21 protein-coding genes and 1 pseudogene are annotated in these 19,395 nt (G+C 70.4%); 12 read left to right on the forward strand and 10 right to left on the reverse strand.

From position 1 onward, the window contains the following. Position 1: 1 nt before the first annotated feature. On the reverse strand, positions 2–127 hold the full coding sequence (locus ACFRU2_RS29780; protein ID WP_382977722.1) for a hypothetical protein: 126 nt from the start codon (positions 125–127) through the stop codon (positions 2–4). 244 nt (positions 128–371) lie between these two features. Here ACFRU2_RS29780 and ACFRU2_RS29785 point away from each other — a divergent pair, with 244 nt between their 5' ends. After that, on the forward strand, positions 372–1,385 hold the full coding sequence (locus ACFRU2_RS29785; RefSeq protein ID WP_382977724.1) for a LuxR C-terminal-related transcriptional regulator: 1,014 nt from the start codon (positions 372–374) through the stop codon (positions 1,383–1,385). Here ACFRU2_RS29785 and ACFRU2_RS29790 read toward each other — a convergent pair. The 4 genes from ACFRU2_RS29790 to ACFRU2_RS29805 form a co-directional block, all read right to left on the reverse strand. Beyond that, positions 1,320–2,345, reverse strand: coding sequence for a DMT family transporter (locus tag ACFRU2_RS29790; protein WP_382977727.1), 1,026 nt, complete (start codon positions 2,343–2,345; stop codon positions 1,320–1,322). The genes ACFRU2_RS29785 and ACFRU2_RS29790 overlap by 66 nt on opposite strands. Positions 2,346–2,395: 50 nt before the next feature. After that, entirely contained in the window at positions 2,396–3,130 is a 735-nt protein-coding gene (locus ACFRU2_RS29795) for a 2OG-Fe dioxygenase family protein (RefSeq protein ID WP_382977730.1), read from the reverse strand. Positions 3,131–3,218: 88 nt separating this feature from the next. Further along, positions 3,219–4,424: an argininosuccinate synthase-related protein gene (locus tag ACFRU2_RS29800; RefSeq protein ID WP_382977733.1), complete on the reverse strand. Its 1,206-nt coding sequence runs from the start codon at positions 4,422–4,424 to the stop codon at positions 3,219–3,221. A gap of 268 nt (positions 4,425–4,692) precedes the next feature. Beyond that, positions 4,693–5,403, reverse strand: a complete 711-nt coding sequence (locus ACFRU2_RS29805; protein WP_382977735.1) for a hypothetical protein — start codon at positions 5,401–5,403, stop codon at positions 4,693–4,695. Positions 5,404–5,668: 265 nt separating this feature from the next. Between ACFRU2_RS29805 and ACFRU2_RS29810 the strand changes: the two genes are divergently transcribed. Next, a complete protein-coding gene (locus tag ACFRU2_RS29810) occupies positions 5,669–6,487 on the forward strand; it encodes an isocitrate lyase/phosphoenolpyruvate mutase family protein (protein ID WP_382977738.1) in 819 nt (272 codons plus the stop codon). A 59-nt stretch (positions 6,488–6,546) separates the two neighbouring features. Here ACFRU2_RS29810 and ACFRU2_RS29815 read toward each other — a convergent pair whose 3' ends face one another. Then, positions 6,547–8,034 carry an MFS transporter gene (locus ACFRU2_RS29815; RefSeq protein ID WP_382977740.1) on the reverse strand — a complete coding sequence of 496 codons (1,488 nt, stop codon included), beginning with the start codon at positions 8,032–8,034 and terminating at the stop codon, positions 6,547–6,549. A 102-nt stretch (positions 8,035–8,136) separates the two neighbouring features. On the opposite strand from ACFRU2_RS29815, the gene ACFRU2_RS29820 reads away from it, so the two are divergent. Both ACFRU2_RS29820 and ACFRU2_RS29825 read left to right on the forward strand, forming a co-directional pair. Continuing rightward, positions 8,137–8,616, forward strand: a complete 480-nt coding sequence (locus tag ACFRU2_RS29820) for a MarR family winged helix-turn-helix transcriptional regulator (RefSeq protein WP_382977743.1) — start codon at positions 8,137–8,139, stop codon at positions 8,614–8,616. Positions 8,617–8,729: 113 nt separating this feature from the next. Then, the gene (locus tag ACFRU2_RS29825) at positions 8,730–9,215 is read left to right on the forward strand and encodes a LysM peptidoglycan-binding domain-containing protein (RefSeq protein ID WP_382977746.1); all 486 of its coding nucleotides are present in this window, start codon (positions 8,730–8,732) and stop codon (positions 9,213–9,215) included. 94 nt (positions 9,216–9,309) lie between these two features. On the opposite strand, the gene ACFRU2_RS29830 is transcribed toward ACFRU2_RS29825, so the two are convergent. Beyond that, positions 9,310–10,059 carry a DUF5324 family protein gene (locus ACFRU2_RS29830; protein WP_382977749.1) on the reverse strand — a complete coding sequence of 250 codons (750 nt, stop codon included), beginning with the start codon at positions 10,057–10,059 and terminating at the stop codon, positions 9,310–9,312. A 176-nt stretch (positions 10,060–10,235) separates the two neighbouring features. On the opposite strand from ACFRU2_RS29830, the gene ACFRU2_RS29835 reads away from it, so the two are divergent. Beyond that, positions 10,236–10,766 carry a peptidylprolyl isomerase gene (locus ACFRU2_RS29835; RefSeq protein ID WP_250738670.1) on the forward strand — a complete coding sequence of 177 codons (531 nt, stop codon included), beginning with the start codon at positions 10,236–10,238 and terminating at the stop codon, positions 10,764–10,766. 96 nt (positions 10,767–10,862) lie between these two features. Continuing rightward, on the forward strand, positions 10,863–11,747 hold the full coding sequence (locus ACFRU2_RS29840) for a rhomboid family intramembrane serine protease (RefSeq protein ID WP_382977752.1): 885 nt from the start codon (positions 10,863–10,865) through the stop codon (positions 11,745–11,747). Positions 11,748–11,853: 106 nt separating this feature from the next. Here ACFRU2_RS29840 and crgA read toward each other — a convergent pair whose 3' ends face one another. After that, positions 11,854–12,108: a cell division protein CrgA gene (gene crgA, locus ACFRU2_RS29845; protein ID WP_250738676.1), complete on the reverse strand. Its 255-nt coding sequence runs from the start codon at positions 12,106–12,108 to the stop codon at positions 11,854–11,856. 91 nt (positions 12,109–12,199) lie between these two features. Here crgA and ACFRU2_RS29850 point away from each other — a divergent pair, with 91 nt between their 5' ends. The 6 genes and pseudogenes from ACFRU2_RS29850 to ACFRU2_RS29875 all read left to right on the forward strand — a co-directional run bounded on the left by ACFRU2_RS29850 (position 12,200) and on the right by ACFRU2_RS29875 (position 16,168). Next, a complete protein-coding gene (locus ACFRU2_RS29850) occupies positions 12,200–12,982 on the forward strand; it encodes a DUF881 domain-containing protein (RefSeq protein ID WP_382977755.1) in 783 nt (260 codons plus the stop codon). Then, entirely contained in the window at positions 12,945–13,697 is a 753-nt protein-coding gene (locus tag ACFRU2_RS29855; protein ID WP_382977758.1) for a class E sortase, read from the forward strand. Before ACFRU2_RS29850 ends, ACFRU2_RS29855 begins: the two co-directional genes overlap by 38 nt. A 65-nt stretch (positions 13,698–13,762) precedes the next feature. Then, positions 13,763–13,963 (forward strand): hypothetical protein, encoded by a 201-nt coding sequence (locus ACFRU2_RS29860; RefSeq protein ID WP_266960486.1) that lies wholly within the window; start codon positions 13,763–13,765, stop codon positions 13,961–13,963. After that, on the forward strand, positions 13,960–14,598 hold the full coding sequence (locus tag ACFRU2_RS29865) for an aminodeoxychorismate/anthranilate synthase component II (RefSeq protein WP_254382122.1): 639 nt from the start codon (positions 13,960–13,962) through the stop codon (positions 14,596–14,598). Before ACFRU2_RS29860 ends, ACFRU2_RS29865 begins: the two co-directional genes overlap by 4 nt. Before the next feature lie 149 nt (positions 14,599–14,747). Further along, positions 14,748–15,407, forward strand: a pseudogene (locus ACFRU2_RS29870) (class E sortase); the annotation flags it as partial. Positions 15,408–15,448: 41 nt separating this feature from the next. Next, positions 15,449–16,168 (forward strand): class E sortase, encoded by a 720-nt coding sequence (locus tag ACFRU2_RS29875; RefSeq protein ID WP_382977762.1) that lies wholly within the window; start codon positions 15,449–15,451, stop codon positions 16,166–16,168. 10 nt (positions 16,169–16,178) lie between these two features. Here ACFRU2_RS29875 and ACFRU2_RS29880 read toward each other — a convergent pair whose 3' ends face one another. Together ACFRU2_RS29880 and pknB are read right to left on the reverse strand one after the other, a co-directional pair. Further along, positions 16,179–17,216, reverse strand: a complete 1,038-nt coding sequence (locus tag ACFRU2_RS29880) for a restriction endonuclease (RefSeq protein ID WP_382977764.1) — start codon at positions 17,214–17,216, stop codon at positions 16,179–16,181. A gap of 146 nt (positions 17,217–17,362) precedes the next feature. Further along, entirely contained in the window at positions 17,363–19,393 is a 2,031-nt protein-coding gene (gene pknB, locus ACFRU2_RS29885) for a Stk1 family PASTA domain-containing Ser/Thr kinase (protein WP_382977767.1), read from the reverse strand. Positions 19,394–19,395 lie beyond the last annotated feature (2 nt).

Consider the following 19,395-nt stretch of genomic DNA (forward strand, 5'->3'; position numbering starts at 1 on the left):
GTCAGCCCCAGATGAAGGAGTCGGTCGCGGCAGCCGCCGGCTGCTGCGCGGCGAGGGCCGCGGGGGCCCCGCCGAGGACGAAGGCGGCGGCGATCACGGCGAGCAGAGCGGTGCGGACACGAGACATGGAGAACCCCCGGAAGATGTGTGCTGTGGTCTGGGACCAGCATGCTGCGGGTGCTTCGGCGGTGGCTACGGATGCGAAGTTCCGGGACCGGCCATGGCCAGGGGCGGACACGGCGAGCGCTCCGGCGGCCACTCCCACCTCTGCGGATGTCCGCATGCCGGACCCGGCTGGCCGTGGTGCGGACCCCTTCTTAGGATCGCGGGTGCGAACCGTGGGGGATGGTTCGTCAAGCCGAGGGGGCGGTGTGGACGACGTACGGGCCAAGGCCCAGGAGCTGTACCGGATCGCATTGGACGACGCGTCGTGGCGACCGGAGCTCGTCACCGTCCAACGCGGCTGGACCGACCCGGAGTTCGCGGACGTCCTGCGTCTGCTCAACCGGCTCGGACTGTTCGTCCCCTCGCCGGAGACGCGCAACGGCTGGACGGCGCTGGCCCCGGACACGGCCCTGCGCAACCTCCTGCTGGAGGAGGAACAGCACACGGGGGCCCTGCTCACGGCCGTGCAGCAGACCCGGGCCGCGCTCGCCCAGGTCGTCACGGACTTCCAGCCGGTGCACGCCCGGGAACTGTCCTCCGTACAGATGGAGGTGGTCACCGGAGCCGCCAACGTCTCGGCCGCCCTGGAGGACGCCTCGCAGCGGGTCGAGCGCGAGGTGCTCTCCCTGCACCCGGGCCGGGCGCTGCCCGCCGAGATGATCGAAGCGGGCCTGGAACGGGACCGGCTGGCGCTCGGCCGCGGGGTGCAGATCCGTACCATCCACCTGGGTTCGGCCGCCGCGGTGCCGCACATGACCTCGTACCTGCGCAGGCTGAACACCGCCGGGGCCCAGGTGCGCACCGCGCACACCCTGCCCCTGCGGCTGATCGTGGTGGACCGCTCCCTGGCCATCGTCCCGGCCCCCGAACCGGTGGACGGGGACATCGCCGCCGTCGTGCTGCGCGGGGAGACGCTGGTCGGCGTGCTGCGCGGGATCTTCGAGCACTGCTGGGCGGCCGCCAGCGTGCTGGGCGAGGCCGGTACCGCGGCGAGCACGGCGGCCCCGGAGGGCGAGGGCGGCTGGCAGCCCACCGGCCGCCACCGCGAGCTGCTGCGGATGCTGGAGGGCGGACTGACGGACGAGACGATGGCCCGCAAGCTCGGGGTGTCCGAGCGCACGGTCCGCCGTCTCGTCTCCGAGCTGACCGAACGGCTAGGCGCGGCCAGCCGGTTCCAGGCCGGGGTGTGTGCGGTCCGGCTCGGCTGGCTCGACGACTGAGGCGGTGGTCTCGGTCGGGGCGGGCTCGTTCGGGGCGGCCTCTTCCGCGGTGGCCGGGCCGGCGGCGGCCGTGCGGCCCCAGGCGGTGCCCGCGAGGACCAGCAGTGCGCCCGCCAGGCCGAGCAGTCCGGGCCGGTCCCCGGCCAGTGCGATGCCGAACACGGCGGCCCACACGGGCTCGGTGCCCAGCAGGAGGCTGACCCGCGAGGGCGAGGTCTTGCGGACGGCCCACATCTGCGTGAAGAAGGCGAAGAGCGTGCAGAACACGGACAGGTAGACCAGCCAGAGCCAGTCGGACACGTCGAACGCGGCGGCCGCCGCCCACGGGGTGCCACCGGTGCCCGGGGCGAAGGACAGCAGGGCGAACACCGTGACCGCGCTGCCGAGTTGGAGCGTGGTCATCGACATCGAGTCCGCACCCCGGACCGACTTCATCCGCGACATCGCGAGGACGTGGACGGTACGGGCCAGGGCGGCGCCCAGCATCAGCAGGTCGCCGAGCGAGGGCGCGGTGAAGCCGGCCCCTTGGGTCAGCAGCAGGACGCCCGCCACCGACAGCCCGGCCGCCGCCATGAACGGGCGCGGCAGCGCGGTCCCGCGGATCCGGCTCTCCGCGATCGGGGTGAAGATCATCGTGAGGCTGATGATGAGCCCGGCGTTGGTCGCCGAGGTGTGCACCACCCCGTAGGTCTCCAGCAGGAAGATCCCGGCGAGGATCAGCCCGAGGACGCCCGCGCCGCGCACCTGCACCCCGCTGAGGGCGCGGAGCTTGCGCCACCCGGCGATGACGAGCACGGGCAGCGCCACCGCGAACCGCAGCACCAGCACGGCCAGCACGGTCTGGGTGGTGGTGACGCCCTTGGCGGCCAGGTAGCTCGATCCCCACACCACTGCGACCAGCAGTACGGGCAGATCGGTCAGCCAGGCGCGGCGGGCCCGGGCGGTGGCGGTGGCGGTCATCGGGACTACTCCTACGGGGTGTGGGGGAGGGCGGAGCGCGGGGGGCGGGCTCAGCGGGCGGTGTAGGCGATCACCAGGACGTCGCGGTGGGCCGCGGTCTCGGGGTCGACGGGCTGCAGCCCGGTCACCGAGTGCAGGGTCCTGCGGTCGTCGCCGAGCAGGAGGTCGCCGGGCTCGGTCAGCGTGGTGGTGAGCAGGTGCTCGCCGGCGTCGGTGTAGACGCCGCTCTCGCCGCCGGTGACGTTGGTCCGGCCGATCATCAGCGAGGTGATGAAGGTGACGCCGTCACGGTGGCGGCCCTCGGGGGCCGGCTGCCCCTCCTGGTCGGCGGAGGCGATGATCCGGTACGGGTGGAGCTTGATGTTCCAGGTCTTCGTACCGTCGACCGCCGTGAAGATCCGGCCCAGTTCGACCAGGACCGACCGCAGGAGCTGGTCGCCGACGAAGGCGCCGGTCAGCGGGTCGAAGACGCGCTCCACGCCGCCGTTGAGGGGGTTGACGTCGGTTTCCTGGCGGTAGGGCTCGTGGGGGAGCAGGCTGAGCTCGCCGGAGTCCGCGTCGAGCTCGAACTGGCCGTAGCGGCGGAAGCGGTAGGTGCCGCCGTCGGCCATGTGGGTGTCGAGCGTCAGCTCGTCCCAGTGGGCGGCGAAGCGGGCCCAGTCGGAGGCCTCTGCGTCGACCAGGTCGGAGAGGGCCCGGGAGGGCATCAGGTGCCCGCCGGATCCGGCGAGGGCGGCGGTGGCGTCGAGGGCGACGGGGTGCGTGGTGGAAGCGGCAGTGGTCATGGAAGTGCTCCGTGGAAACGAGGAAGAACGGTCGGTACGGGGGGTCGGCGCGAGGAAGGGGGCGAGGGAAGGGGGTGAGGGAAGGGACTCAGACGGCCGTGAGCAGGGAGTCGGCGCGGGCGAACGGCGCGGACTCGGCTTCGATCGCCCGCTCCTCCCAGGCCTCGCGGTCCCGCAGGTACAGCGGCTTGAGGGCGTTGATGGCCCGGGTGTCGGCCCCGCCGGTCCGCAGCCGCCAGGTCACCGAGCCGGTGGTGCGGGCGGCGCAGGTGTCCATGAACGCCTGGACGGTGAGGCGAAGGTCGCCGAACCAGCGGCCTTCCAGCGCCTCGCGCACCCAGACCTGCTCCAAGTGGCGCTTCTCCCGGATGAGTTCGGCGTCCAGGCAGGCGCTCTCCACGTGCCGGTAGCTGCTCAGCAGCAGGTAGGCGCCGGGCATCTCGCGGATCTCCAGCACCTTCTCGCCGTGGTCCAGGTGCTCCAGGCCGGAGTAGCGGCCGAGACCGTAGGCGCCCACCCGGTGGTTGAGCTGGTCGATCAGGTCGGTGAGCGGCATCGGCACCCCGTCGACGGCGACCGGGAGCCCGCGCTCGATGGAGACGGTCAGGGTCTCGGAGTCGCCGGGCAGGGCGGTGGGCCGGCTCCAGGTGTACATGTCCTCCGGGACGGCGTGGCGCTCCGGGTCGTCGAGGATCCCGGACTCGAACTCGCGGCACCACAGGTTGGAGTCGCCGCTGACGATCCGGCCGGCGAGCAGGTCGATCCCCGCGGACCGCAGCTCGACCAGCTTCTCCTCACGGGTGACCGGGTCCAGGTCGTACGGGCTGCCGAAGCTGCCCTCCCAGCCGAGCAGGGTCAGCGCGCCGTTGAGCCGGCGCAGGGTGTTCTGCGAGCGGTTCGCGGTGTGCAGGACGGTCTGGGCGCCGAGGGCGCGTGCCAGGTCCACCGCGCTGCGGGCGATGAGCGGACGGCTGAGGGTGGAGCTGACCGGGTGAATGCCGAGGTAGACGGCCTGGGCGGCGATCGCGGGGGCGACGTACTGGCCGGCGAACTCCTCGCGCCGGTCGAGGATGTGGATGGTCGCGCCGAGCGCCTCCGCCACCTGACGCTTGTACTGGCTCGACTCGTCCTCGCCGATGTCGACGCTGACGGCGTGCACGTCGCGGACGCCCATGCGGCGCAGGCGCAGCAGCAGGTACGAACTGTCGAGGCCGCCGCTGAACAGGGTGACGACGGGACGGTTCGGGTCCAGGGTGTCGAGCTGCGAGAAGGAACGTATGAGCGGGGACTGCATGGTCTCTCCAACCTTGGCGCGGTTCACAAGAGAGGAGATTTCCCTGCGGCGGACTTCCGGACAATGGATTCCGGCCTTCCGCGCCCGGCCATGACCGGTCCCGGACGCGGCTCGGGCGGGGCTTCGACCGGAGCCGCGACGGCATGAGAAGAGCCCCCTCGGCCCGCGGGAGTGCGGGATCGAGGGGGCTCTCGGGTCTCAGAGCTCGGGTCAGGGGTCTGAGGCCAGGGGGCTGAGCTCAGGGGGCTGGAGGTCAGGGGCTTGGGGGTCAGGCGCGGGTACGGGCCTTGCGGGCGCGGAGCGTCAGGGCGGTGGCGAGGCCGGCGAACAGTGCGACGAGGCCGGCGCCGATGGCCGCGGTGTCGACGTCGTCCTGGGGGGAGAGCTCGGCGCCCGCGGCGACCGGGCCCTTGGGGACGACGACCGTCTGCGGCTTCGCGTCCGTGGCGGGCTTGGCGGAGGGCTTGGCGGCGGGCTTCGCCGAGGGCTTGGCGGACGGCTTCACGGACGGCTTCGCGGACGGCTTGGCGGACGGCTTCGCGGCGGGTTCCGCCTTCGGCATCAGCTGGAAGGTCGAGGCGCCCTCGCCCAGTACGCGGATGTCGAATCCCTCGCCCTTGTTCGTGAGCTTGTACTGGACACCGTCGAGCACGGCGAGGGGGTGGGTGAGGTCGAGCTTGGCCAGGACGCGGCCGGCCCAGTGGGCGGCGCCCTGCGACGTGTCGACGCCGGAGCGGATCCAGACCTCGGGGCCCTCGGACTTGTTGCGCAGCACCGCGATCCTGCCCTTGCCGAGCTGGACGATCTGACCGTCGTAGCGGTCGTTGCCCGAGGAGTCCGCCGACACCGCCGACTTCGCCGACACCGCAGTCACGGCCTGCGCAGCCTGGGCGGGCGCGGCGATGGCCGACGCGGCGGGCGCCAGGAGCGCTCCGGCGAGGGCGGCGGTGACGATCGAGGTGCGGAGGGCGGTACGCATAACGACTCCTTGGAGCATGGTCGGGGAGGGCGGAGAGTCGCATGCCGCGGTGTCTCTGTCGGGGTTTCGTCCGGTCAGGTCTGCGGGGCTGCTGATGAGAAATCTACGGATCTTGATCGGTCGGAACATGGGATTCCTGTCATGGCCGGGTAACAGGCACCGGTCGTAAAACCGCCGGATGGTCGGCGCACTCCACGGTTAGAGTCCCCTGTCCGTGGAGTGACGTGACAAGTCTTTAGAAGTCTTACGGCTTAGGGGAGTTCGCATGACCGTGGAAGCGAAGAGCACCGAGAAGGCACTGCGGCTGCGGGAACTGGGCGAGGCCCTGCTCGTCCTGCCCAATGCCTGGGACGCGGGCAGCGCGGCGGTGATCGAGTCGGCCGGGGCGGCGGCCATCGCCACCACCAGCGGGGGCGTGGCCTGGTCGATCGGCCGCGGGGACGGGCAGCAGGCGACGAAGGCGGAGATGCTGGCGGCGGCCGCGCGGATCGTGGCGGCCGTGGACATCCCGGTCACCGTGGACATCGAGGGCGGCTACGAGGACGTGGAGGCCACCGTGCGCGAGGTGGTGGCGGTGGGCGCCGTCGGGATCAACCTGGAGGACTCGAAAGCGGCCGACGGTACGCTCCACACCGCCGCGGAGCAGGCCGACCGGATCCGCGCCGCCCGTGCGGCGGCCACCGCGGCCGGGCTGCCGGAGCTGGTGATCAACGCCCGTACCGACGTCTTCCTGTTCGGGATCGGTGCGGAGTCCGGCCGCCTCGCCGACGTCCTGGCGCGGGTGGAGGCGTACGCGGCCGCCGGGGCCGACGGGATCTTCGTGCCGGGGCAGCTGGACCTGGACGCCCTGGGCGAGATCGCGCGGGGCCCGCTGCCGGTCAACGCGATGGCCGGGCCGGGCGGTCCGTCCGTCGCCGAGCTGGCGGAGGCGGGGGTGCGCCGGGTCAGTGTCGGGACCGGCGTGGCGCAGGCGGCGTACACGGCGGCCCGCGCCGCGGCGGTGGAGGTGCTGGAGCAGGGGACGTACGGGGCCCTCGAAGGGGCGGTCGACTACGGGACGCTCAACGGCCTCTTCGTGAAGTAGGCCCCGGCCCGCCGGCCTGTCGGCCCGCCCGATGTTTCACGTGAAACATCGGGCGGGAGTCACCGGCGCGGACCGGTCCGCAGCAGGGTCGCCGCCACCACGAGCGCCGTGAGCATCAGCCCGGCTCCGATGCCGAAGGCCAGGTGGTAACCGGAGGTCAGGGCCGCGGCGCGGTCGAGGCCGGTGGCGAGCGCCGAGTCGGTGCGGGCGGCGGCCAGGGTGGAGAGGACGGCGACGCCGAGGGCCATGCCGATCTGCTGGGTGGTGTTGAACAGGCCCGAGGCGAGGCCCGCGTCCTGCTCGTCGGCGCCGGACATCCCGAGTGCGGTGAGGGCGGGCAGGGCCAGGCCGAAGCCGGCGGCCAGCAGCATCACGGGGAGCAGGTCGGTGACGTAGTCGGCGTGGACCGGGAGCCGGGTCAGCAGGCCCAGGGCGGCCACGAGCAGGGCGAGTCCGGCGAGCAGGACGGCCCGTTCGCCGAAGCGGGCGTTCAGCGGCGCCGAGGCGAAGAGGGAGACCCCGCCGATGACCACGGCCGCCGGGAGCATGGCCAGGCCGGTCTCGGCGGCTCCGTAGCCGAGCACGTTCTGGAGGTACAGGGCGACCAGGACCTGGAAGGAGAACAGTGCGGCCACCATCAGCATCTGGACCAGGTTGGCACCGACCACGGTCCGCGAGCGGAAGATCCGCAGCGGTACCAGCGGGGTGCGGGCCTTGGCCTGGCGTGCGGTGAAGCCGGCGAGCAGGGCGACCGAGAGCGCGCCGAGGCCGAGGGTGTGGGCGGAGGCCCAGCCGTAGCGCTCCACCTCGACGACGGTGAAGATGCCGAGCATCAGGCCCGCGGTGACCAGGAGGGCGCCGATGACGTCGGCTCCGGCGCGCAGTCCCAGGCCCCGATCCGCAGGGAGTGCGGGCAGGGCCAGCGCGAGGGCGGCCAGTCCTATGGGCAGGTTGATGAAGAAGATCCAGTGCCAGTCCAGGGCATCGGTCAGGACACCGCCGAGCACCTGGCCCAGGGAGGCTCCGGCCGCGCCGGTGAAGGAGAAGACGGCGATGGCCTTGGCCCGCTCGCGCGGTTCGGTGAACAGCGTGACGAGGATGCCCAGGCTGACGGCGGCGGCCACGGCGCTGCCGAGGCCCTGGAGGAACCGGGCGGCGATCAGCACCTCGGGCGAGCCGGCGAATCCGGCGAGCAGGGAGGCTCCGGTGAAGACGCCGGTCCCGGCCAGGAACATCCGCTTGCGGCCGATGAGGTCGCCGAGCCGGCCGGCGAGGAGCAGCAGGCTGCCGAAGGCGATCAGGTAGGCGTTGACGACCCAGCTGAGTCCGGCGGGGGTGAAGCCCAGGTCTTTCTGGATGGCCGGCATGGCGACGGTGACGATGCTGCCGTCGAGGACGGTCATCAGGACGCCGGTGGACAGCACACCGAGGGCGGTCCAGCGGGAGCGCAGCCCGCGTGGTGCGGCCGCGGTGGCTGGTGTGGCCGGGGTGGCCGGGGTGGCCGGGGTGGTGGAGGAGGCGGGAGCGGGAGCGGCGGTGGCAGGCATCTGTGTCCCCAGTCGGTGGTCGGCGGGCTGACTTGATGAGACCGTATCAGATAGTTCTGTTGCAGACGATCTGTTGGAGACTGAATTGCTAGACTGGTGGACATGACAGCCATGGCACCCGCGCAGAACGAGCCGGACCTCTCCTTCCTCCTGGACCACACCAGCCACGTCCTGCGCACCCGGATGGCGGCGGCACTCGACCGGATCGGCCTCACGGCACGGATGCACTGCGTGCTCGTGCACGCGCTGGGGGAGGAGCGGACGCAGATCCAGCTCGCCGAGATCGGGGGCATGGACAAGACGACGATGGTCGTCACCGTTGACGCCCTGGAGAAGGCCGGACTGGCCGAGCGGCGGCAGTCCGGTACGGACCGCCGGGCCCGCGTCATCGTCGTCACGGAGAAGGGCGCGGCCCTGGCGCAGGAGAGCAGCCGCATCGTCGACCAGGTGCACGCCGACGCCCTCGGCTCCCTCGCCGACGCGGACCGCGAGGCCGTGCTCCGGGTACTGAACCTGCTGGTCAAGGGCGATCTGGAGACCCCGTCGGAGAGCCCGAGGCCGGCCCGCAGGGCTCGCCAGTAACCGACCGGCATCCCCCGGATGGCCCAGTCACAGGGCCGTCCCGGACCTTCTGGCAGAGAGTGGAACAAGGCACTCAGCCCAGGGGGGCACCACCATGCCGGAGGCGTACGCACATGGGACTGTTCGACTTCATGAGGTCCGACAAGAAGAAGGAACAAGCCGAGAAGGCCGCCCAGAAGGCGGCTGAGCAGGTGCAACAGCAGGCCGCGGCCGCCCCGGCGCCGCCGTCCGCGATGCCCGGCGACACCGGGACCAAGTACACCGACGCGGCAGCGGCGACCAAGGCGGCCGCCGAACGCATGGCGGCGGCAGCGCCGCCCAAGGCCGCGCCGGCGCCCCCGGTCGCACGCCCCGCCCCGCACACGCCCACGCCGGCCTCCGCCGCGCACAAGGCGGTGCCCGCGGCGCCGATGCCGAAGCCGGCACCCAAGGCGCAGCGCACGTACACCGTCCGCTCGGGCGACTCGCTCTCCGCGATCGCCCGCCGTGAGCTCGGCAACGAGGGCCGCTGGCGCGAGCTCTACGCCATGAACAAGGGCGTCATCGGCTCGAACCCCGACATGATCCACCCGGGGATGAAGCTCAACCTCCCCAGCTGAGCCGAAGCTGAGCTGAGCGGAGCGCAACGCGAGAGTGGGGCCCGGATCCTTCCCAGGATCCGGGCCCCACTCTCGTTGTCTCGTTCTGCGTTCCTCAGCGGTGCTTGCGCTTCGCGTCTTCCGCGTCGATCCGCTCCTGCACGGCCTCGGCCTCCGCCTCCAGGCTGGACACGGTGTTCCTCGCCTCGTGCTCCTTCGCCGCCAGCTCCTCGTCGTAGGGGGCCGGAGCCTCCTCCCGCGCCGACAGCTCGGTCGCGGCCGGCGGCTCGACGAGCCAGTCCGGGTTCGACTGCTGGTCCCACCACTTCCACGCGGCGAAGGCCCCGCCGGCCAGGACGCCGACCACCGCCACGCCCTTGAACAGGCGACCGCAGCGCGCACGCCGCTCGTGCCGCCGTACGAGCTTCTTGACCTCCTTGGCCGACACCTGGCCGCGCAGCGCCGCCAGTGCCGCCGTCGACCGGGATGCGGCCTCCTCGGCCACCGGCTGGGCGGCCGCGAGGGCACTCTCCAGCTTCGGCTGCGTGTACTCCACCGCGTGCAGGGCCGCCAGGCGGGTCTGCTTCACGGCGTTGGACGCCGCCCGGTCGACGTTCGGCGGCACATGGGAGCGCGCCGATTTGATCCGGGGCTGTACGTGGCAGTCGTACGTCTGGCGGGCTTGTTTGGCAGCCTCGCCGGCCGCGTACGACACCTTCGGCGCAAGCCGTTCATTTGCTTCGTGGGCGTAATGCACCGCAGCGTGCTTGGCGGATTCCGCGTACGGCGCCACCACTTCCGCTGCGTGCCGCGCCGTATCCCTGGCACTTGATGCTGCCAGACGCACGCTTTCCTTGCGGGTCACGGGATCCTCCTCCTCGGTGGCGGACACAGTTCACCTTTCCACCCTTTGTCGGATCATGCCTCCCATACCGCCGACCGGCATGCGTGACAGGGCATACGGGTGGACGATTTCCGTCCTGTGCAGCCCTCCGTGCGAGGATCTGAAACCGACAGTGACGACGAGAGGAAGGCAGATCCGTGGCCGAGAAGCTCTACGCCACCCTGAAGACCAACCACGGCGACATCGAGATCGAGCTTCTGCCGAACTTCGCTCCGAAGACCGTGCGCAACTTCGTGGAACTCGCCACCGGTGAGCGCGAGTGGACGCGTCCCACGGACGGCCAGAAGACCACGGACCCGCTCTACGACGGCACCGTCTTCCACCGCGTCATCAGCGGGTTCATGATCCAGGGCGGTGACCCGCTGGGCAACGGCACCGGTGGCCCCGGCTACCAGTTCGCCGACGAGTTCCACCCCGACCTGGCCTTCACCAAGCCCTACCTGCTCGCGATGGCGAACGCCGGCCCGGGCACCAACGGCTCGCAGTTCTTCATCACCGTCGCCCCCACCGCATGGCTGACGCGCAAGCACACCATCTTCGGCGAGATCGGCGACAAGGCCAGCCAGAAGATCGTCGACACCATCGCCGCGGGTCCCACCAACCCGCGCACCGAGCGCCCCCTCGACGACGTGATCATCCACTCCGTCGTCATCGAGAAGCGCGCCTGACCGCAGGGGAACCTTTCGGCCCCGCCCGTCCGTCCTCGATACGTACCGGACGGGCGCGGGCGGATCCGCCCGCCTCGCCGCCGACCGAGGGGACCGATGGACACCGACCGTCTTCCGGGCTGCTACCGGCACCCGGACCGCGAGACCGGGATCAGCTGTACGCGCTGTGAGCGGCCTATCTGCCCCGACTGCATGATCAGCGCCTCGGTCGGCTTCCAGTGCCCCGAGTGCGTCCGCGGGGGCTCGGGAACGGGCCACGGCCGAGCGGCCAACGCTCCGCGCACGATCGCGGGCGGGGTGGTCGCCGGCGATCCGTACCTGGTCACCAAGATCCTGATCGGGATCAACGTGGCGGTGTTCCTCGCGGGGCACCTCTTCCCCGGGCTGGCGATCCAGCTGGAGCTGCTGGGCCGGTACCGGGAGCTGGTGGGCGGGCCGCTCGAAGGCGTTTCCACCGGCGAGTACTACCGGTTGCTGACCTCGGCCTTCCTGCACGTTCAGCTGTGGCACATCTTCAGCAACATGCTCGCCCTGTGGTTCATCGGCGGACCGCTCGAGCAGGCGCTCGGCAGGGCCCGCTACCTCACCGTGTACCTGCTGTCGGGCCTGGGCGGCAGTGCCGTGGTCTATCTGCTGACCGAGCCGAACGTCGCGACCCTCGGAGCCTCCGGCGCCGTCTTCGGCCTGCTGGGCGCCACCATCGTGCTGTTCCGCCGGATGCGGTACGAAATGCGCCCGCTGATCACCATGGCCGTGTTCATGCTGGTGCTGACCTTCGCACCGGGGCTGAACGTGTCCTGGCAGGCCCATATCGGTGGTTTGGTCACCGGTGTGCTGGTCGCGGCGGGCTTCCTGTGGCCGTCCAAGGACATGGGCGCGCGGAATCGCACATTCATCCAGTGGGGCACCTGTGTGGCGGTGTTGTTGCTGGCCACAGCCTTGATCGCGATCCGTACGGCCGAACTTTCCGTACTCACCTGATCACACCGGCGTCAACTCTCCACAGAGTTATCCACAGATCTTCTGTCTTTTCCTCAGGTGTGGATGACGCTGTGGATAACTCATGGGGAGAGCTTGTGGAGCCGGGCTACTTCCACTGCGTGGAGACGCCGAATCCTGCCGCAATGAAGCCGAATCCGACCACAATGTTCCAATTTCCGAGAGCTTCGATCGGAAGCTGGGTCTCGGACAGATAGAAAACGACGATCCATGCCAGACCGACCAAGAAGAACGCCAGCATGACCGGGGCGACCCAGTTGCGGTTCGTCAGCTTGATCGACTGCGGCGTCCGCGTGGGGGGCGGCGTGTAGTCGTCCTTCTTGCGGATACGTGACTTCGGCACGAGGGGCTCTCCTGTCGATGGGCTGGGGACCTGGCCTGCCCCGGGCGTCCGTTAGCGTAGTGGACCTGTGGCGTTGAAGGAGAAGGGTACGTTGAGCAATTCCGACGACTCCTCCGCGGGTCCCCGTCGCCGTGCCAGACCGGTCCGGCTGCTCACGGCCGCCGTTTTCGCCCTGGCCGGCTTGATCTTCGTCACCAGCTTCAACACCTCCAAGGGTACGAACATCCGGACGGACGCCTCGCTCCTCAAGCTGTCCGACCTGATCCAGGAGCGCAGCCAGAGCAATCTGGAGCTGGAGAAGAGCACCGCCACCGCACGCGGCCAGGTCGACGCCCTCGCCGAACGCGACAACGGCAGCACCAAGGCCGAGGACGCCAAATTGGCCGCCCTGCGCACCGCCTCCGGCACCGAGGAGCTCACCGGCAAGGCCGTGACGGTCACCCTGAACGACGCGCCCCCGAACGCCACGGCCCGCATCCCCAACGTGCCCGAGCCGCAGCCCAACGACCTGGTGATCCACCAGCAGGACCTCCAGGCCGTGGTCAACGCGCTCTGGCAGGGCGGCGCCGAGGGCATCCAGGTGATGGACCAGCGCCTGATCTCCACCAGCGCCGTGCGCTGCGTCGGCAACACCCTGATCCTCCAGGGCCGCGTGTACTCGCCCCCGTACAAGGTGACGGCCGTAGGCGACCCCGGCGCGCTGAAGAAGGCCCTCGCGGCCTCCCCGGCGCTGCAGAACTACCAGCTGTACGTGAACGCGTACGGGCTCGGCTGGAAAGTGGACGAGCACAAGGCGCTGACACTGCCGGGCTACTCCGGCACAGTGGACCTCCACTATGCGAAGCCGCTGGAGTCCGCCACCCCGCGACCGTGACGTCGACGTACCGCGCCTGCTGGTACGGACGTTCAGCGAGGTGTGCCTGACCGCGGGCTCGCTCATCGTGCTCTTCGTGGCCTACGTCCTGCTGTGGACCGGGGTCAAGGCCGACCAGGCCATGGACGGGGAGATGGCCCGCATGCGCGACCGCTGGTCCGCGGTGCCCGCGGCCGCCCCGCAGCCCGCCCCCGCACCGTCGGCGGCCCCGTCGCCCCCGGCCGCCCCGGAGCCCGGCACCTACCCGCCGGGCCGGGCCTTCGCCGAGATGTACGTCCCGCGCTTCGGCCCCGGCTGGAACAAGCCGGTCCTGGAGGGCACGGGCACCGAGCTGCTGAAGAAGGGCCTGGGCCACTACGCCGGCACGGCCAAGCTGGGCGGCACGGGGAACTTCGCGGTGGCCGGCCACCGGCGCACGTACGGGGACCCCTTCAAGGACATCCCCAAGCTGCGCCCCGGCGACCTCGTGATCCTCAAGGACGCCACCGGCTGGTACACGTACACCGTCCGCGCGGAGCCGCTGCGCACGCTCCCCACGGAGGTCGGCGTGGTCGATCCGGTACCGAGCCGCTCGCCGTTCACGGCGCTGGGCAAGTACCTGACGCTGACCACCTGCGACCCGGAATGGGGCCACAGCCACCGGCTCGTGGTCTGGGCCGAACTGACCGGTATGCGGACCCTCGCACAGGGCTCACCGGAGGGTTTGGCAAGGTGACCCTCCGCGCCGGGCGGGTGGCTTTAGGCTGTGGACACACCGCCCCTGCGGTGCGTTGAACGATCGTGGACGAAAAGGACACAGGCGGCATGTACGGCTGGATCTGGCGGCATTTGCCGGGCAACGCGTGGGTACGCGTGGCGATCTCCCTCGTGCTGGTGCTCGCGGTGGTGTTCGTGCTGTTCCAGTACGTCTTCCCGTGGGCCGAGCCGCTGCTTCCGTTCAACGATGTGACGGTGGACGAGGGATCGGGAGCGACTCCGTGAGCGCGCGCATTCTGGTTGTCGACAACTACGACAGCTTTGTCTTCAACCTGGTCCAGTACCTCTATCAGCTCGGCGCCGAGTGCGAGGTGCTGCGCAACGACGAGGTCGAGCTCGCCCATGCCCAGGACGGCTTCGACGGCGTCCTGCTGTCCCCGGGCCCGGGCACGCCGGAAGAGGCCGGCGTCTGCGTGGACATGGTCCGCCACTGTGCGGACACGGGCGTACCGGTCTTCGGCGTCTGCCTCGGCATGCAGTCGATGGCCGTCGCCTACGGCGGGGTCGTCGGCCGGGCTCCGGAACTGCTGCACGGCAAGACCTCGCCGGTGGTCCACGAGGGCCTCGGCGTCTTCGAGGGACTGCCCTCGCCCTTCACCGCGACCCGGTACCACTCCCTCGCGGCCGAGCCCCCGACCCTCCCGGACACGCTGGAGGTCACGGCGCGGACCGAGGACGGGATCATCATGGGCCTGCGCCACCGCGAGCACGACGTCGAGGGCGTGCAGTTCCACCCCGAGTCCGTGCTGACCGAGTGGGGCCACCGGATGCTCGCGAACTGGCTGGTGCGCTGCGGTGACGCGGGCGCGGTGGAGCGCTCGGTGGGGCTCGCCCCGGTGGTGGGCAAGGCCGTCGCGTGACGGCGCTCGCGCCGTCCGCGCCCACCGAGGGCCGGGCAGCGCGACGCAGGGCAGCACAGGAGGCCGAGAAGCGTGCGCGCACGCGGGGCCGGGGCCGCCGGCGCAGGCGGCCGGCCTCGGGCGGGCCGGTCGTGGTCGTCAGCCGGCTCGCCGGGGAGCTGCTGATCACGCTGGGTCTGGTGATGCTCCTCTTCGTCGGCTACCAGCTCTGGTACACGAACTTCCTGGCGGGCCGGACGGCCGATGACGCCGCCGGCTCCCTGCTCCAGAACTGGGACCGCGATCCGGGCGGGGCGGCCGCCCCGCCCGTGGCGGCGTTCGAGCCGGGCCAGGGCTTCGCGATCCTGTACATCCCGAAGCTGGACGTGAAGGTGCCGGTCGCGGAGGGGACGAACAAGGCGAAGGTCCTCGACAAGGGCATGGTCGGCCACTACGCCGACGGGCCGCTCGCGACGGGGATGCCGGCCGATGCACAGGGCAACTTCGCGCTGGCGGGCCACCGGAACACGCACGGCGAACCGTTCCGCTACATCAACCGGCTGGTGCCGGGGGACAAGATCGTGGTGGAGACCCGGGACGCGTACTACACGTACGAGATGAGCTCGCAGCTCGCGCAGACCCCGCCGTCGAACGTGTCGGTCATCAAGCCGGTGCCCGTCGGATCGGGCTTCACTTCCCCGGGCCGGTACATCACGCTGACCACGTGCACCCCGGAGTTCACCAGCACCTACCGGATGATCGTATGGGGCAGGATGACCGCTGAACGCCCCCGCAGCCAGGGCGCTCCGCCCGAGCTGACCAGCCCGTAAGCCCGTAAGCCCGTATCCCGTAAGCCCGTAGAGGATCCGCAGTGTCACGTGTCGCACCGCCCCCGCGCCGCAGCGCCCTCGCGGGGTTCCTGAGCCTGCTGGGCGAGCTCCTGATCACGGTGGGCCTGGTGCTCGGACTCTTCGTGGCGTACTCCCTCTGGTGGACGAACGTCCTGGCCGACCGGGACGCCTCCGCGCGCGGGGACGCGGTGCGCGAGCAGTGGGAACGGGCGGCGCCCTCGCAGGAGGCCGCCGCGGCGCCGGGGGCGCTGGACATCCAGGGCGGGATCGGCTTCCTGCACGTGCCGGCGATGAAGAACGGCGAGGTGCTGGTCAAGAAGGGCACCGACTCGGAGGTCCTCAACGACGGCGTCGCGGGCTACTACACGGAGCCGGTGAAGTCGGCGCTGCCGTGGGACCCGGCGGGCGGCAACTTCGCGCTGGCGGCGCACCGGGACGGGCACGGGGCCAAGTTCCACAACATCGACAAGCTGAAGAACGGCGACGCGGTCGTCTTCGAGACCCGCGACACCTGGTACGTGTACAAGGTCTTCGCCGAGCTCACCCAGACCTCGAAGTACAACGTGGACTCGATCAGCCCGATCCCCAAGGAGTCGGGCCGGACGGCACCGGGCCGCTACATCACCCTGACGACCTGCACGCCCGTGTACACCTCGAAGTTCCGCTACATCGTGTGGGGCGAGCTGGTCCGCACGGAAAAGGTCGACGCGAAGCGGACGCCTCCGGCGGAGCTGCGCTGACTGTTCGACGTCACCGCAGCACCTGGAGCCGTACCCCGGCGCTCCAGGCCTCCAGAAGCCCCCTGTGGACGGCCGTGACGCCCCCCTGAGCGGCGATGGCCAGGGACTCGCGCGTGAAGGCGCAGGTGGCCACGTAGAGGGCCACGTCGGCCTGGTGGAGCACCTTGGAGGAGCCGAGGAACTTCTGCATCTCTCCGCTGAGCACGTGCCGGAAGGGCGCGAAGTTCTTGCACTGCACGGCGACGGTCCGTCCGTCGGCCGTCTTGGCGGTGATGTCGACCCCGCGGTCACCGCCGTGCCCGCCGTACACCTCGACGTCGGTGCACCCGTCACGGCGCAGCAGCTCCGCGACGTGCAGCTCGAATTCCTTCCAGTTCATGGCGTCGATGGTCCCGATGACCCCGGTGAGGGCCCGGACGTCCTGGCCGCGCTGGAGGCGGCTGATCTGGAGGTCGTGCTCGACGAGCTTCATCTGGATCTGCTGGACGTCCTCGCGGAGGGAGATCAGTTCGCGGCGCTGTTCGCCCGAGGTCTCGATGAGGACGTTCAGCATGGGCACCACGGTCTTGCCGAGTACGTCGGTGATCCGGCGGTCGATCCGCTCGTCGAGCTCGTCCCCAGTGGGCCTGTGGACAGGGTTATCCACAGGGCGTGTGCGGACCTTGGCCTCGGTGTCGAGGAGGTACGCACGCACCTGACGTGCGACTTTGCTGTCGCGGAGCAGCATTCCGACGTTCAAGACGGTTCGTCGGGAGTAGAGGGCGATGGCCGCGGCGCGGCTGCTGATCCCACTGACTTGCTTAAAGTAAGTCAGTTCTGCACCTGTCAAAACCCGATAGCCGTTGGCTGAGAGTTCGTCCCGGTGATCGAATACCAAGGCGTCCATGACCTGGATGCTGACTTCGTAGTAAGCCGCCACCATCGCCGTCGTCACGTGGAGTCCGTCCGGCAGGAGGGACAGGGCCTTCACCCGGTCCAGGACCTCCGACCGCTCCAGCACGCTCGTGCGCAGGGTCCTGGACTCCAGCAGTACCGATTCGTTGATCATGATCCGTCCCTCCCGGGCGGGCTCTGCTGCCTGCCCCATCCGGGTTAACGAATTTCGTACATATGAAGACACGTGCGACGAAAAACGGGTCCGGCCCCTCTCATGGAGAGGGGCCGGACCCGTTTCGTGCTGTGTGGTGCTCGGGGCTAGTTGCCGCCTAGGCCTCCGAAGAAGCCGCCGCCGTCGTTGCCGCCGTTTTGCTGGTTGTCGGGGACCGTGGTCACGTTGATCACCGTGTTGGGGCTCACCGGGCTGCCGACCGCCGGGTCCGTGCTCAGGATGCGTGCCTTGCCGTCGGAGGAGCCCGACAGGACGGATCCGAAGATCAGGCCCTTGGAGGCGAGCTCCATCCTGGCCTGGTTGATGGTCCTGCCGACCAGGTTCGGGACCGTGAGCTGCTGGACCGGCTTGGCCACGGAGATGTTGACCGTCGAGTTGACGTCGACCTGGCTGTTGATGCCGGGGTCCTGGCTGACGACCGTCTTGGGGGCCGTGCCGGGGGCCGCGTCGACCTCGGTGACGCTGCCGAGCTTCAGCTTGACGGCCTGCAGGGCCTTCGCGGCGTCGGCCTGGCTCTTGCCGGTCAGGTCCGGGACGGTCACCTTGGAGATTTCCTTGGCCACCGTCAGCTTGATGGTCGAACCCTTTTCGGCCTCGCCGTTCTTCGGGTTCTGATCGATGACGGTGCCGGCGGGCCGCTCGGACTCGACCTGCGACTTCTCGATCTGGAAGCCCTTGTCCTGGAGCGCCTTCTCCGCGTCCGCGATCGCCAGGTTGACGACGTTCGGAACGAGGACCTTGGGCGCGCCCGTGGACATCTTCACCTTGACCACGAAGTTCTTGGCGACCTTGGTGCCCTCGGCCGGGTCCTGCTGGCAGACCGTGCCCTTGGGGGCGGCGTCGCAGGCCATCTCCCCGTCCTGCTGCACGACGACGCCGACGTTGGTGCCGTTCGCCTTGGCCGCTTCGAGGGTTTCGCCGATGAGCTTGGGGACCGCTGGCCGGTTGTCGGCGTTGGTGCTGAAGAGGGAGCGCCCGATCAGGATCGCGCCGACCAGCACGAGGATGCCGGCGGTGACCAGCAGGATCGTGGAGGCCTTGCTCTTCTTCTGCGGACGCCGGCCGCGGCCGCCCTGGTCGTAGCCGCCCTGGTCCGTGTACCCGGGGGCCCCGTACCCGCCGTCGCCCGGGGGCATCGGCGGGAGCATGGAGGTCTGGTTCGGGTCGGCGCTGCGCAGGGCGGTGGTGGGCTGGTCGTAGCCCTGGTGTCCGTAGCCGTTGCCCTGGTCGGGGTAGCCGTAGCCGGCGACGCCCATGGAGGCGGTGGCCGCGACGGGCTGGCCGTCGAGGCAGGCCTCGATGTCGGCGCGCATCTCGTCCGCGGACTGGTAGCGGTAGTCGGCGTCCTTGACGAGCGCCTTCAGTACGATCGCGTCCATTTCGGGCGTGATCTCGCTGTCGAAGTTCGACGGGGGCTGGGGCTCTTCCCGTACGTGCTGGTAGGCCACCGCGACCGGGGAGTCCCCGATGAACGGCGGCCGGACGGCGAGGAGCTCGTACAGCAGGCAGCCGGCCGAGTAGAGGTCGGAGCGCGCGTCGACCTGCTCGCCCCTGGCCTGCTCCGGGGAGAGGTACTGGGCGGTGCCGATGACGGCGGCCGTCTGCGTCATGGTCATGCCGGAGTCGCCCATGGCGCGGGCGATGCCGAAGTCCATGACCTTGACCTGGCCGGAGCGGGTCAGCATGACGTTGGCGGGCTTGATGTCGCGGTGCACGATGCCGGCGCGGTGCGAGTACTCCAGCGCCTGGAGGATGCCGATGCACATTTCCAGGGTGCGCTCGGGCAGGAGCTTGCGGCCGGAGTGCAGGAGCTCGCGCAGGGTCGAGCCGTCGACGTACTCCATCACGATGTACGGGATGGAGATGTTGTCGACGTAGTCCTCGCCGGTGTCGTACACGGCGACGATCGCCGGGTGGTTGAGCGATGCGGCCGACTGGGCCTCGCGGCGGAACCTGGCCTGGAAGGACGGGTCGCGGGCGAGATCGGCGCGCAGGGTCTTGACGGCGACGGTACGGCCGAGCCGGGTGTCGTGGGCGAGGTAGACCTCGGCCATGCCACCACGGCCGAGCACGTGGCTCAGCTCGTACCGGCCGCCGAGGCGACGCGGCTCTTCCATAA

The sequence above is a fragment of the Streptomyces sp. NPDC056883 genome (assembly GCF_042788835.1).
In the GTDB taxonomy this organism is placed as follows: domain Bacteria; phylum Actinomycetota; class Actinomycetes; order Streptomycetales; family Streptomycetaceae; genus Streptomyces; species Streptomyces stoeckheimensis.